Origin of the sequence: Halobacillus sp. K22 (assembly GCF_052246795.1) — a bacterium.
Classification (GTDB): Bacteria; Bacillota; Bacilli; order Bacillales; family Halobacillaceae; genus Halobacillus.
On sequence record NZ_JBQQCN010000035.1, the window covers coordinates 1 to 14,911 of the forward strand.

Below are 14,911 nucleotides of genomic sequence, written 5' to 3' on the forward strand. Positions count from 1 at the left end.
CACAAAGACTCGCTACGAGTGAATGGCTAGTTCTTTCTCGACGGGCATCCCACCCGCTATAAGTTACGACCTATGCTCGGTCGCTCCGGGAGTCTCGTCGTTCCCTTCGCCAGCCTATGCTTGAAAAACGAACGGACCCTTATATAGGCGTTAGAAGCTGTTTAACCCGCCTCAAATGCTTTTATAGCGTGAATTATCCACCGTACACGCTCATTGTTAGAAGTTTATCTCCACCATAAACCGGGAGTTTCGAACAAGATTTTGAGCTCCATATATCGCTAGGTCCGGAGGGGGACGATGAAGACTCCTGTGGGATGAACATGATCGGTAAGATCCCGAAGGCGAAGCCTGAGGAAGCTTACCACATGCCCACGGAAAGCGAAATCGTCTCCCGCAGGACATAATTCTCACAAAAGTCTCGAAACTGAGTCTTCCACAAACGGGAGCTTAACTTTAAAAACAACACGTACGTTTTCTTGCCTTAGCAAGTGCTCGTGGAAAAAAGAGTGGTTTACCCAACCACCATCATTTCACTACTTTTTCAATCGCTTGTTTATGAGCTTCTACCGTCCGCTTCAGATCTTCTTCACTATGAGCCGTGGAGAGGGAATAGCGGTTAAGAGGTTTCGTATAGATTCCCAGGTTTAGTAACTCGTAATCCAGCTCTTTTCTTAGGGAAGTGTCTGCTTTCTTTAAATCACGGTAATTCTTTATAGAACCCTCCGCCAGAATTATATTAAAGATACTCCCGCGTCCCACCGTCTGCATTGGGATGTTATAAGCTTTATATAATTCTTCCAACTCGTTTCTGAGACGGTCGGTTTTATCAAATAAGTCTTCCAGCGTGCGGTCTTTCTCCAGTATTTCAATAGTAGCCAGACCGGAAGCCAAAACGGTAGGGTGACCGTTATATGTACCACTATGGAATAAAGTATCATGCTTCGCCCGCTGATCTGCTCCAGCTGTTAAGATATCTCTCGAACCAGCTGGAGAAAGAATATTCATAATTTCTTTTTTTCCTCCTATTGCTCCTACTGGAAATCCTCCACCCAACACTTTACCAAGTGCTGTTAAATCAGGTGTCACTCCATAACTTTCTTGAGCTCCCCCCAGAGATAACCGGAAACCTGTCTTAACTTCATCGAAAATCAATAGGATACCAAGCTCATTCGTCAGAGCTCTTACCCCTTCTATAAATGCTTGTTCAGCAGGAATAAAACCACCCTGTACCGGTTCCATGATGATTGCAGATATTTCATCCGCTCTCTGTCTTAAAATCCTCTCAGTGGCTTCTAAATCATTAAAAGGAAGGACCACTGTATTTTGTTGATAGTAATCAGGAATTCCTAAAGACTCGGGTACAGCATTTGGGGAAGATGGATCCCCTGCTGCTCCGTGATCTGGATTTACACTCATGAGCACCTGATCATACCCGCCGTGATAATGCCCTTCAAACTTAGCAATCGTTGACTTACCGGCATAGGCCATAGCCGCTCGTATCGCAAGCATGGTAGCCTCTAGTCCTGAGTTGGTAAAACGCACCATTTCAATGCCAGGATACAAAGATACCAGCTTCTCAGCCATAATCGTTTCAAGCCGGTGAGGAGTCCCAAAAATCGTGGTTCCCGCTTCTCTCATTTGTCCTATAGCCGCCTCAAAAACGGCGGGGTGTCCGTGCCCGGCAATTAAAGCTCCATAACTTAGTAAATAATCAATATATTCATTTTGGTCTACATCATAGAGCTTACTCCCGTTCCCCTTCTCCATAACAATTGGATGAGGATCTATATGTTTTATGTTAGCCGTGACCCCTCCAGGAATTACTTCTTGCGCTTTTTTATGCAGGGCTCTGGACGTTGCTGTGTTGTTTGATATAAAATCCTTTCTATTCAATGCCAATCCTCCTGTGGTGGTTAATTTCAAGCTATAATAACACAATATTGGCAACACAAAAATAAAGTAAAAAAAACCAGCCCCTTTTTAAAGGAGCTGGTTTTTATTAAAACGTGCATCTTTTACTCATTGTCCTAGACAGCAAGCTATCCTCTTTTAGCACCTCGACCTCCACGTTTGGATTCCGTGTGCTTTTTCAGTGATGCTAGACGCTCGTCGCTATCCTTCATAAACCTATTCATCTTCTGTTCGAAAGATTCAGCAGGTTTACGAGGCTTTTGAGGACGACGACTCTGGCTTTGTTGGTTTTCTTTTGCTTTTTTGATGGATAAACCAATCTTCCCATCATCTCCAACATTAATGACTTTCACTTCCACCTCATCGCCCTGGCTTAAGTGTTCATTAATGTCTTTTACATAGTTGTCGGCAACTTCACTAATGTGAACGAGACCAGTCTTCCCCTCCGGGAGTTCAACAAACGCTCCAAAATTAGTGATTCCTGTTACCTTACCCTTCAGCTTGCTGCCTACTTCAATTGACATAAAAAAAATGCTCCTCCTTAAAATTTCGATAAAAATATCCTTCTTACATATTATATATAAGCTTTGAAAAGGGTGTCAATATGAAGGGTCTTCATTTGGCATTTTAAATATGATTTCTCCCTCTTTTGAGTAGAAATAATTGGTCCGGGCAATTTGCAGGACGTATTCCTCATCATTCAAAAGCTTGATTTCCTCATTCAAATCTTTTTTCTCTTTTTCCAACGTGCTCATTTCCTGTTGAAGTTCTTCGTACTTCTGGTACTTTTCCGCGTACAGCGACTGTTGGTTGACGTGGTAAACCACCATAGAGCCAGCAACGACCATCACTAAAAGGGCAAACATGACAAGACGGCGAACGAGTCGCTTTTTCTTTTTCTGATGTCTTTCCATGTACGCATCGTAGTGCTTCATGTATGTAGAATCTAAGCGAGCTACTGACTCCGATTTTGTTTTTGCCATTTACGTTCGTCCTCCTTTACTTACGGAATTTTTTGAACCAATTGATTCCTATATTCTTGATTTTATCCAAAAACCCTGCTAAACGCCTTAAGTAATTTCTCGTGTTTTTCGGCAATAATCGCCAAATCAATCGAAAAACAACCTTAATTGGATAAAATGCGACAAGAAATAATAAGAATATACCTTTTAAAAGTATCTTAAAAATACCAATAAGTAAAGTAATAATTAGGAAGAAGATGGATTTCAACGGAATAAATATTAAATTAAAGAATATTTTCTTTATTCCACGTAAGATAGAAGTAACGACTTTGATCCATACCTCCAGCATTTTCATGTAACTAGACTGGAGTAAGGCGCGATAAGCGGCGTATCCGCACACAACGGCTATAAACACATAAACGCGCAGTTCTCCGTAGTTGGCTAAATATAAAAGGTAAAAAAGAAAAGCGGCCTGAAAAATCCAGAAGGCGAGCTGATAAATTAATTCAAACCAGCTCTTCTTATTCCTTTTATGAAAAAGACGTTCAAATGTTTCTAAAGAAGCCCCTACAAATATCCCCCCAGCTATCATCGAAAGGATGGTAACGAATTGTGTGGTAAGCGTCATTTGAATAGCTTGCTAAATAACCCTTTAGCTTTCTCCCCTTGATGCTCGTCCAAGTAGGACATGTCATACATTTTCCCTTTGATTGATACAAGACCTGAGTCGAGATCTAAGTTTTTCATCTGGAGATTCTGGCCTCTGACCACTAAGTAACCCATAGAAGTCTGGAGGAGGAATTCCTCACTATCAAAACTATCGACCTCTTTAACCCCTGAAATTTCTATGTTTCTTCTGTTCCATATTTTAACATTATGCTCTACTTGCGGCTGGCTGCGCAAGCTCTGGTTTTTATCATAACCTTCCATTTGTACCGCCTCCTTCTCTAGTACAAGCTATGAGAAGAAAGGGGCATTTAGAACGTGGAAAGTCAGTCAGAAGAGAAGTTTACATTTCTAGATTTAAAACACATGGAACCGCTAAATGTCCATGTTGATTATGAAAGAAAAGCTCCCGTTTCCGGAAGACTTGATTTCGGGATAGTTGGGTCCGTTACGTAAGATGGATAAGGGTTGGTGGGGAAATAACTCGCTTTCCTATGGGGGAACGGTGAGCTTCCTCGCTCGTTTCACTCCGTCTCGTCATTTCCCCACCAACCCAGCCACAGGAGAATAACGGCCCCTGCCAAAAGAGAGTGTGCTCTTTATCTTAACGGGTCTTAAATGCTCCTATGACAGGCTATCCCCCTCTTTATAGCATCACAAATCCTCATGCTCATTTTGTGCATCAAAGAAGATATATTAAGTGGTTTCGAGTTGCTGATTTGGCAAGGTCTGGAGGGGGACGATGTAGACTCCTGCGGGATGAACATGATCGGTGAGATCCCGCAGGGCTGTTAAGCCCGATCAAGCTCAGCACAGAAGAGGTTCGACTAAGAACGCCACGTCGTGTGGCAACGTCGAACGACCCTGCGTCGTGCAGGGCCGGAAAGCGAAATCGTCCCCCGAAGGACCTTCCTCATAACCAATATCTCGAAACTGAGTCTAAAGTAAACGGCCTATTGTTGAATAAGGTTCTAATGTAAACTCAACAAAATGTTTCACCGAGCAAAAACATAAAACCACTGCGTGATTAAGCAGTGGTTTGTACTTTCATTATTTGACTGGTTCTTCTTTTTTGATCTCATACAGAGACGCCGCTTCATTTTTATTTACATTTTCCTTAAGCGACTTAATCTCGATCGTTAAAATCTTCTGACCAAACTGAATCGTTAACTCATCCCCAATATCTACATTACTTGAGGCTTTACTTTGATTTCCATTGATGCTGATACGTCCTTGATCTGCGATTTCCTTAGCCAGGGTCCGTCTTTTAATCAGTCTGGAAATTTTCATAAATTTATCTAAGCGCATCATTATTCCGCTCCTTTGTGCTTTTGTTTAGCATCCACCCATAATTGCTCCAGCTCTTCTAAATCATAATCAGCCAGGGTTTTTCCGCCTGTTTCAGCGGCTTGCTCCATAGAGAAAAGTCTAGTTCTAAACTTCTGATTCGTACGTTGCAGGGCGTTTTCACTGTTTATTCCATAGTGCCTGCCTAGATTTGCGATGGCAAACAGCCAGTCTCCAAATTCTTTTTCCATCTCTTCCTGATCCTTGTTCAGGCGTGCTTCCTGAAACTCTTCCCACTCTTCTTTTACTTTTTCAATAACAGGCTCAGGGGAGTCCCAGTCAAAACCAACTTTGGCAGCTTTTTTCTGCAATTCCTCTGCCTGCAAAAGTCCTGGAAAACTAGCCGGCACTGATTCGAGAATAGATACTGGCTTTACACCTTTCTCCTCCATCTTAATAGCTTCCCAATTGGTAACTACTTCCTCGGCGTTTTCAGCGGTGGCTTCATCAAATACATGAGGATGACGGCGAATCATTTTTTCTGTTACCGATACTATTACGTCATCCACTGTGAAAAATCCTTCATCTTCTCCAATTTGGCTGTGAAGCATAACTTGAAGAAGGACATCCCCTAATTCTTCTACCATATGCTCATCATCTTGCCTGTTTACAGCATCGATAAATTCATAAGCTTCTTCTATCAGATATTTACGCAGCGATTCATGGGTTTGCTTACGATCCCATGGGCAGCCTTCTGGACCACGCAGGATTCGTATAACCTCTCTTAAGCGAGCAAATTGATGGTTGAGCTTTTGCTTGTCTACTGGAGGAACATAAACACTGGTCAAATTGTTAACCTTTATGCTTCGGTCCAAATCTGCCAGAGGAACGGTTGCTAGTTTCTCTTCCTTACTGCCAGCTGCTGTAACCACTGTTACAGGATATTCTGGAGGTAAGTCCTCAAGAAGCGTTAACTTTACTTCAGAAGCGACACCGGCGTCAGAGACCTGACATAGAATGATATGGTTAAGATACTGGATCTCCTCCCGTTTCAAATCCGTCGCATCTAAAAATTGCAAACCTTCGATAGGGTCGATTTCTAGAGCAGAGAATGCAGCATCCAGATAACTGTGACCCCCTTCTATGTGAAGTTCGACTTTTCCTTGTTTTCTCTTTTCAATTAAGAGTTGTACCGTTTTTTCCGCAAGCATCGGGTGCCCGGGTACAACATAAACAATGTCCTGATCATTTGCTGCTTCCACAAGCTCGCGAACAATTTCTATATATACGTCTTCAAACTGTTCTTTTTGTTCGTAAACATGATCAAAGCCAGCGAAATCTAAGCCTTCTTTTTTTAAATCCTGCAGGACAGGATGATCAGCGGTACGGACAAAAACGGTTTGGTTTTCCTTCTGTAGTAAACGGTATATACCAAGGGGCAACTGGTCCAGATCGCCTGCTCCAAGCCCCACGACAGTAATTCTATTCATTGTTTCATCCCTTTCGGAAGTAATCGAATCAACCATTTATGAAAAGGCAGGACTTGTACTTCATACCTGAAAAAGGCCCCGCATCTTAGCAATAGTATGAAATACACACTTGCTCCTGCTGCTGTTAACGTTAACGTATAAATTAAGAGACCGAACCGGCTGGACTCAAAAATGTCATAGCCAGTAATACGAGTGACCGCAGCCAGCAATCCTGCCATTCCCGCCAGGGCAGCAAGTAAAGAAACCCAGGGTAACCCTGCCCATTTTCTTATTGAGTAATCTTTCCCTAAGATTACGATATTTAGAAATAAAACAAAAGCAGCAGCTATTATCGAAGCTAAAGCGGCTCCATTTAATTCATATAGAGGGATCAGCCACAAGTTCATAAGATATTTAACGACTACACCGCTTATGACTATCACCGCTGTATGACTTACATAACCAAGACCCTGCAGGACAGAAGAGGTGGTGATGGAAACCGAGCTAAAAATAATGACGAGCATTAACATTCTCAGCGGCCCAGTCCCTTCCGTATTTTGGAAGAACAAGGGGTTAATGAATGGGAATAACACAATTAATCCAAACGCAGCCCCTAGAGCGATAATTAAACTGAATTTGGTTGCGGCAAACACGTATCTTTCAACTTCATTCCGATTTTTGATGAAACGGGTTCTTGTAACGGATGGAATTAAAGCTAACGCGACCGAAGAAGCAAGTACGGTTCCCAGTTGAATCAGAGGCTGACCGCGGTCAAAAATCCCCTTCCAGATCCGAGCCTCTTCCAGGTCCACTCCAGCTTGGCGCAGACCTGGAATCAGTGTTAAAGCATCTACCATTTGAAATGATAATAAAAGCATGTAATTAAAACTGATAAACAGACCATAAAAGAAAATGGGTTTTATGTAGGATAGGGATGATGACCAGCGCTTAAACGTCCAGATATTTGTTTTCTTAAAATAAGCCAACAGCACTATGAAAGCACCTAAAGCTCCCAGGACTGAAGCAGCAGATGCCCCAATTCCAATGGCATACATGCTGCCTTGTCTCATAACTATTACGGCTGTCAAAATGATGACGGTGACTCGTATGATCTGTTCAATTACTTGTGAAACGGCCGTCTGTTTCATTTCATTTATTCCTTGAAATACTCCTCGAAACAAAGATACAAAGGGGACGATTAAAAACACACAAAAAGCATATCTTAAAGAAGGAATAAGCTTTTCGTCGCCCATTATATCCGCTATAAGTGGAGCCTGTGTAAAACCCACTATAAATATACTTCCACAGATCCCCATCAGCCAGCAGAAGACGGGGAGGTAGAAGGAAGGTATAGAAAGGGAACGCTGTTCTTCCCTGATTTCCGAAACAAGCTTGGAAATTGCAGCAGGAAATCCATAGAGAGATAAAACTATAGCGAGCCCGAGAATCGGATAAACTTGCTGATAAATGTAAAAACCCAAGTCTCCGGTTATATTTTGAAGAGGCACTCGATAACCTGCACTAAGTATTTTACTAAGAAGTCCAGCAACCGTTAATATAAATGCCCCCTTTAGAACAGAGGAGGATGGATGATTGCTCATAGATATACCTTTCTTCCGTGTATGATAGTAAACGAATCCATTATATCATACAAAAAGGTCAGATCCTTTACCTTTACGGACCTGACCCTTCTCCTATTCCATTTGCTTCGCTAAGAAATTTGCTGCTGTTTGAACTGCTTTATTTGATCCTTCTTCGATAGGTGAACCTTCTTTATTGAAAGCTGCCACACAACCGATGGGATCTCCCTGGGCGATTATAGGATGAATGATATAAGAAATGACATCTTCTTCTTGGCCGCGGGTAAACTCTATCGGTGCTGGGTGTTTCTCATAACTCATCGTTCTTGTATCCATCACCTGCTCAATTTTCGAACCGATGGATCGGTTCAGGTAATCCTTTTTGGTTACACCAGCTACGGCTATATACTCATCGCGGTCACAAATCATTACAGGGACTTCTAAGGCTTCACTAAGAGCTTCTGCATATTCCTTTGCAAAATCACCAAGCTCACTGATTGGCGAGTATTTCTTTAAAATAACCTCACCTTCGCGGTCCACAAAAATCTCCAGAGGGTCTCCTTCGCGAATCCTTAACGTGCGGCGAATTTCTTTTGGAATGACCACACGCCCCAGATCATCTATACGGCGTACAATACCAGTTGCTTTCATTCTTATGCTGCCTCCCTTTCTGTGATGATATTCCTGTTATTATCCTTTTGAAGCGCATGGAGAATAAGCGGGTGATTAAGGATAGTATGGTACAGCATAAAAAACCTATACACCCTTGGTATGGATTTTTTTATAATAATTCCGTTTTTTTGCAAATATTAACTTGAAAATGGTCTAAAAAGAGGCTTTGATAAACTCCAGTGTTGATTTTAGAGTTAAGCTCCCGATACTGAAAGACTCAGTTTCGAGATAAATGGGTCCGTTACTATAACTGGAAGAGGGCTGGTGGGGAAATGACTCGTCTTGTTCCATCACCCAGACACTCGAGACATAAGCCGTTCATCAACGGCTGGAGAAATCACCACCCTTTTGATGCCCGGCTTATGCTGTTCGTGTCTTTCAGGGTGATTCCACATTTGAACACTTTCCTATGGGGGAACGCTGAGCTTCCTCGCTCGTTTCACTCCCTGCGGGATCTCACCTAGTTCCTTCTCCCATGGGAGTCTCAACATTTCCCCACTAACCCAACATAATTAGGAAAAACGGACCCTTCTAGAAGAGAAAGATTCTCCTGCTTCATCTGGATTAAATGCTTCTATTACATGTTATTGCAGGTAGTTACATCCTGAAAATAAGTAGAAAACCACATGGTCTAATTCCTCATTACGTATATGATGTTTGAAGTGGTTTCGAGCTTCTGATTTGGCAAGGTCAAGAGGGGGATGATGAAGACTCCTGTGGGATAAACATGATCGGTGAGACCCCGGAGAGCGTAGCTTGAGGAGGCTCAGCGAAGGGGAAGTTCGATTAAGAACGCCACGTCGTGTGGCAACATCGAACGACCCTGCGTCATGCAGGGCCACGGAAAGCGAATCGTCCCCCGCAGGACCTTCATTGTAACCCGATACCTCGAAACTGAGTCTTACAGTATACGGCCCTTTGCGTAATAAGCCTCTTTATAAAAAAAGAGGTCTTCCTGCTTGGAAGACCTCTTTTCAAGTGTATAGTTTGGTTAAGCTGTTGTTGTTTCTCGAACCATGGACGGAAGTTGACTTAAGAACTCCTCGACGATCTCATAGCGTTTTGCTTGTGGTTGTCGGTCCCACTTAAAGGTGACTTTTAACTGGTTATCTTCTGTGCCCAGCTGGACAATACGACCGTATTGGTTAGCGTACTCAAACAGCTTTGCTCCATCAATCTGCTGACTTTGATCAGACTCCATAACCATTTCAAGCTTTCTTTTCTTCTCCGTAATGGATTCGATCCGCGCCTGTTTAGCAAAAAGACGAATGGAAGAAGCTCTGAATAAGTTTTCCACCTCTTCCGGATAATCTCCAAAGCGATCAATCAATTCATCGCGTAGATCATGAATGTCTTCTACCGTTTCCACTGCCTGGAATTGTTTATACATATCAATCTTCTGCTTTTCATCCTGAATATATGTGCCAGGAATATAAGCATCCATCATCATATCCAATTCTGGCTGGAACGGCTGCACGGCTTCCGGTTCTTTGCCTTGTCTCTTCGCTTCAATGGCATCCTTCAGCATTTGAGAGTACATATCAAAACCAACGGAATCAATAAATCCGTGCTGTTGAGATCCCAGTAAATTACCCGCTCCCCGAATCGAAAGGTCACGCATAGCTATTTTAAAACCTGAACCCAGCTCCGTGAATTCTTTAATAGCCTGGAGACGTTTTTCAGCTACCTCCGTCAGTACTTTATCCCGCTGATAGGTAAAGTAAGCATAGGCAACACGGTTAGAACGCCCTACACGGCCGCGGAGTTGATAAAGCTGGCTTAAGCCCATACGATCCGCGTCATAAACGATAAGCGTATTTACATTAGGAATATCGACCCCTGTTTCAATGATGGTGGTACTGACAAGCACGTCATATTCCCCTCCCAGGAAGGAGAACATCACATTCTCTAACTCTGTTTCATTCATTTGTCCATGAGCAAATGTTACGCGGGCTTCAGGTACGAGAGCTGCGATTTCCTGAGCCATCCGTTCAATATTTTCAACCCGGTTAAATAAGAAAAAGACTTGCCCGCCTCGCGCCATCTCTCTTTCAATCGCTTCCCGCAGGAAAATCGGATTATATTCTAAGACATATGTTTGGATAGGAAAACGATTGGCAGGCGGCGTCTCAATTACGGATAAATCACGGACACCGAGCATGGACATATGAAGAGTTCTAGGAATTGGAGTAGCTGTTAATGTAAGAACATCTACGTTATGCTTCAGCTGTTTGATTTTTTCTTTGTGCTTCACACCAAACCTCTGCTCTTCGTCCACAATCAGCAGACCCAGATCTTTAAATTGCACATCCTTGGAAAGAATTCTGTGGGTGCCCACGATAATATCTACTAAACCTTTTCTCAGCCTGTCTGTCGTTTCTTTTTGCTGCTTGCGCGTACGGAAGCGGCTCATTAATCCCAGATTAATGCCAAACCCTTGGAAACGCTCCTGAAGGGTTTCATAATGCTGTTGAGCCAATATGGTGGTAGGTACAAGTATAGCTACTTGCTTGCCTTCATAGATGGCCTTGAATGCGGCACGGATCGCTACTTCCGTTTTTCCGTAGCCGACATCCCCGCATAACAAGCGGTCCATAGGGCGCACTCTCTCCATATCTTCCTTAATTTCCTCTATACAACGAACCTGGTCCTCGGTTTCTTCATAAGGAAAAGCGATCTCAAAATCTTTTTGCATTTCGCCATCCTTACTGAAAGCGTGACCCTTAGAAGCTTCTCGCTCTGCATAAAGCTGAATTAAATCATCGGCAATATCTTCTACAGAAGATTGAACCTTCCGTTTAACTTTATTCCATTCACTGCCGCCCAGCTTATATATTTTAGGCTCTTTCCCTTCAGAGCCAACATATTTCTGAATAAGATCAATCTGATCGATTGGGACATAAAGCTTGTCATTTCCAGAATAATTAACCATTAGGAAATCTTTATGATTGCCATTCATTTCAAGCGTTTCTATCCCTAAGTATTTACCAATCCCATGATTGGCATGGACGATATAGTCTCCTACTTTAAGTTCCTGATAATTTTTGATCCGTTCGGCATTGGATAGCTTCTGCTTTCGTTTTGGCTTAGCTGTGCGAGTTTTAAACAACTCATTTTCAGTCAGAACCGCCAATTTATGCATGGGCCATTCAAAACCACTGCTGATATTACCAGTGACAATTGTCGGCTTCACTAAAGGAAGCTTAACGTCTTCTTCTTTGGAGATAACGGCTTCCATTTCATAATCCTCTAATACCGACTGGATCTTTTCACTTCGGTTGTGGTCAGGAGCTAGAATAATAACCGAATAATCCTGCTTCTGCCACCGATCCATTTCATTTTTTAATAAATTCATCTGGCCATGAAATTGCTGCATCTGCCGGCTTGAAATGTTGACTACATTCTGAGGATGAGTATTTGGGATATGCCGCATGAAAACCGACATATATAACGTAGGATGCTTCATCTTGGCCCAAGTGTCCTGCCAGTCAAATGAGATATTCAAGTCGCGGACAGTCTGGTTTGCTTCTAATAAGCTTTGATGCCACTCCGCTTCTTCTTGGTCAAGACGGTTAGCGGTTTCTTGAATACGACTCATCTCATCCAGAACCATCAGCCCGTTGTCCGGAAGGTAGTCTAGCAAACTTACAGACTCTTCGTAAAAATAACCTATATATTTATACATTTCCTGAAAGCGTTCATGGCTTTTCAAACGATCCAAATCTTGTTCGATAAATGTGTTTAAGGTTTCTTTTGCATCTGCTTTGGTCAATTTTTTCAGCGAGTGACTAAGAGCATTTTCTAAACGATGATAGGCCCTCGTAAAGTCTTCCTTATGCAACAGTAATTCGGTGGCAGGTCCTACCGTAACTTCATTCAGCTTATCGTGCGACCGCTGGGTTTCAGAATCAAACGTTCGAATCGAATCTACTTCGGTATCAAATAATTCAATCCGGTAAGGAAATTCTGCAGTTAACGGGTAGATATCAAAGATCCCCCCTCGCAGGGAGAACTCTCCTGGGGTAGCAACCATCTCAGTACGTTCATATCCCATACTTACCAACTGTTCCAGATACGTGTTCAGTTCAATATCTTCTCCAACACGAAAAGGGAGCTGATTATGCTCCCAGTAGGATTTCGGCGGCATGATACGTTTTAGTGCAGCCACAGGGACGATAAGGACCCCTTTATCTTGCTTCAGCCAGTTGCTCAAGGCTTCAATTCTCTGACTTCTTAATTCAGGACTTGCGATTGCAATTTCAGAGGCGATCAGTTCGTTGACGGGATATAAATGAACCTGGCCGGCCTCCGTCAGTTCCTGCATGTCCTCATATAATTGCTGAGCTTGAATTAATTGATGGGTAACAAGCAGGACAGGGCGGTCCAATGACTCCTTAAGCAGGGAGATCATTAAACTCCGTGATGCTCCAGACAATCCTGCAACCATCTGTTCCTTCATTCCTGATTCAAAGCCCTCTATGATTGAATGGACATCATCCTGGGGGTATAAGTAATCTTTAATTCCTTGCATAACGAACTCCTCCACCATCAAGACCTACCACTTCACAAGGTCCGCTCTTGATTTAATGAATAAAAAAATCTAACTCATGATAATGTGGATGTTGATCCAAGGTTTCTTTACACGAATCACAAATCGTACGAATATTTAAATCACCATTTGTATGCATATGAACCATTTGCTGATGATCTTCTTCATTCAATAAATCTAAACCTAATTGAGATACATCCACATGTTTGGCATCTAATTCCCCTACTTGACGCTGACAATGCCGGCAATAATAACGAATTTTCATTTCCATCCTCCTTCAAAGCTGATGGTCATTAGTTTTGCCGGCTTGTTGCAAGCTTATACTCAACGAAGGTAAGCCTTGAGTATTTACATCGCGTTAAAATCATTCATCACTTCGTTAAAAGGCTGAGTCATCCAGGCTTCACAGGCTTTCACAGCAGCGTCTATACTTTCCGATACAGCTTCCTGCTCCTGTTTAGTAAACGTTCCAAGAACATAGTCCACGACGGAAACAGGTCCGTTCGGACGTCCTACACCCACACGTAAACGATTAAATTCCTTTGTACCTAAATGGTCAATAATATTACGGATACCGTTATGCCCTCCATGTCCGCCTTTTTTGCGAAGACGTATTTTTCCTGGAGGAAGATCTAAATCATCATACACAACGAGCACATCGTCTGCTTCCAAATCGTAAAAATTCATGAACCCAATCAAAGACTCCCCGGACAGATTCATAAATGTCTGGGGTTTTAATAAAAGGATTTTTTCACCATTTACATGTTCTGTTGTATATATCCCACGGAACTTTGTGGATTCCATGGACCAATGATTTTGCTTTACTAGTTCATCAAGAATCATAAACCCGATGTTATGACGTGTTTTTTCATATTTCTTACCTGGGTTTCCGAGACCTACTATACACTTCATTGCAAACTTCCTTTATCCATCATTGTCTTGCTCTCCTTAGTATAACAAAGGTTGATTAAAAATAATGTCAGTTTGTATCGAGCCTGAAAAACAGCTCCGAAGAATACCACTTCAACATAGAAAAAAGGCGGGCCTTTTGGCCACGCCCTTTTTTAATCATAGGGTTATTCTTTATCTTCTTTTTCTTCATCCTGATCCTCATCATCACTTTTCTCATTGATGACTTCCGGCTCAGCATCTTCATCAGCGATTTCAGGCTCTTCCGGTACTTCTTCCGGAGGAGTAACAGCAACGATCGTTGTATCAGGGTCTTCTGTGATTTCATAACCACGTGCAGACTTAATATCACTTACTAGAATGCTGTCGCCGATGTTCAATTCAGAAACATCAATTAGAATTTCCTCAGGAATGTTAGCCGGCTTCGCGCGAACGGCCAGATCATAAAGTGGCTGCTGAAGAACGCCGCCTTCTTTACTTCCTGCTGCTTCCCCTTCAAGGTGAACAGGTACTTCGACATCCATTTCCTGGCTCATGTCCACAATATAGAAGTCCGCATGGATTAACTCATCTTTAAGAGGGTCAATCTGATATTCGTGCAGCATAACGTCTACGCTGTCCTTACCTTCTATATCAAGTGAAATTATTGCGTTTTTACCTTCATCACGTACTGTTTTAAGCAATTCGATGCTGTTAACAGCAACAGTGATTGGTTCTTTATCTTTCCCGTAAACTACGCTAGGTACATTACCTTCTTGTCGCAATTCACGTGTCACTGATTGTTTTAATTCGTTTCTTTGAGACGCTTTTAATGAAATAGACAAATTACTCAACCTCCAATTATATACCAGTCATCTGGCTTTTTTCCCGTTTCGCTCAAACGTTAAACCTATTTTCTCATAAACT

13 protein-coding genes are annotated in these 14,911 nt (G+C 42.4%); all 13 read right to left on the reverse strand.

What is annotated here, in order from left to right:
- Positions 1 to 525 precede the first annotated feature (525 nt).
- Positions 526 to 1,899, reverse strand: a complete 1,374-nt coding sequence (locus tag ACTWPM_RS18770) for an aspartate aminotransferase family protein (RefSeq protein ID WP_443134514.1) — start codon at positions 1,897 to 1,899, stop codon at positions 526 to 528.
- A gap of 140 nt (positions 1,900 to 2,039) precedes the next feature.
- Entirely contained in the window at positions 2,040 to 2,435 is a 396-nt protein-coding gene (locus tag ACTWPM_RS18775; protein WP_224896015.1) for a S1 domain-containing RNA-binding protein, read from the reverse strand.
- A gap of 75 nt (positions 2,436 to 2,510) precedes the next feature.
- Entirely contained in the window at positions 2,511 to 2,894 is a 384-nt protein-coding gene (locus ACTWPM_RS18780; RefSeq protein ID WP_443134515.1) for an FtsB family cell division protein, read from the reverse strand.
- A gap of 16 nt (positions 2,895 to 2,910) precedes the next feature.
- Positions 2,911 to 3,501 carry a spore cortex biosynthesis protein YabQ gene (gene yabQ, locus ACTWPM_RS18785; protein WP_443134516.1) on the reverse strand — a complete coding sequence of 197 codons (591 nt, stop codon included), beginning with the start codon at positions 3,499 to 3,501 and terminating at the stop codon, positions 2,911 to 2,913.
- Positions 3,498 to 3,803: a sporulation protein YabP gene (yabP, locus tag ACTWPM_RS18790; protein WP_443134517.1), complete on the reverse strand. Its 306-nt coding sequence runs from the start codon at positions 3,801 to 3,803 to the stop codon at positions 3,498 to 3,500. The genes yabQ and yabP overlap by 4 nt, the downstream gene beginning before the upstream one ends.
- Positions 3,804 to 4,589: 786 nt before the next feature.
- Entirely contained in the window at positions 4,590 to 4,847 is a 258-nt protein-coding gene (locus tag ACTWPM_RS18795) for an RNA-binding S4 domain-containing protein (protein WP_041601495.1), read from the reverse strand.
- 2 nt (positions 4,848 to 4,849) lie between these two features.
- Positions 4,850 to 6,316, reverse strand: coding sequence for a nucleoside triphosphate pyrophosphohydrolase (gene mazG / locus ACTWPM_RS18800; protein ID WP_443134518.1), 1,467 nt, complete (start codon positions 6,314 to 6,316; stop codon positions 4,850 to 4,852).
- Positions 6,313 to 7,896 (reverse strand): putative polysaccharide biosynthesis protein, encoded by a 1,584-nt coding sequence (locus tag ACTWPM_RS18805; RefSeq protein ID WP_443134519.1) that lies wholly within the window; start codon positions 7,894 to 7,896, stop codon positions 6,313 to 6,315. Before ACTWPM_RS18805 ends, mazG begins: the two co-directional genes overlap by 4 nt.
- Positions 7,897 to 7,989: 93 nt before the next feature.
- Entirely contained in the window at positions 7,990 to 8,526 is a 537-nt protein-coding gene (gene spoVT, locus ACTWPM_RS18810) for a stage V sporulation protein T (RefSeq protein ID WP_263622777.1), read from the reverse strand.
- Positions 8,527 to 9,538: 1,012 nt separating this feature from the next.
- The gene (mfd, locus tag ACTWPM_RS18815) at positions 9,539 to 13,078 is read right to left on the reverse strand and encodes a transcription-repair coupling factor (RefSeq protein WP_443134520.1); all 3,540 of its coding nucleotides are present in this window, start codon (positions 13,076 to 13,078) and stop codon (positions 9,539 to 9,541) included.
- A 52-nt stretch (positions 13,079 to 13,130) separates the two neighbouring features.
- On the reverse strand, positions 13,131 to 13,361 hold the full coding sequence (locus ACTWPM_RS18820; protein WP_443134521.1) for an anti-sigma-F factor Fin: 231 nt from the start codon (positions 13,359 to 13,361) through the stop codon (positions 13,131 to 13,133).
- 83 nt (positions 13,362 to 13,444) lie between these two features.
- Positions 13,445 to 14,008: an aminoacyl-tRNA hydrolase gene (gene pth, locus ACTWPM_RS18825; RefSeq protein WP_443134522.1), complete on the reverse strand. Its 564-nt coding sequence runs from the start codon at positions 14,006 to 14,008 to the stop codon at positions 13,445 to 13,447.
- Positions 14,009 to 14,172: 164 nt separating this feature from the next.
- Positions 14,173 to 14,829: a 50S ribosomal protein L25/general stress protein Ctc gene (locus ACTWPM_RS18830; protein WP_443134523.1), complete on the reverse strand. Its 657-nt coding sequence runs from the start codon at positions 14,827 to 14,829 to the stop codon at positions 14,173 to 14,175.
- Between the last annotated feature and the right edge of the window lie 82 nt (positions 14,830 to 14,911).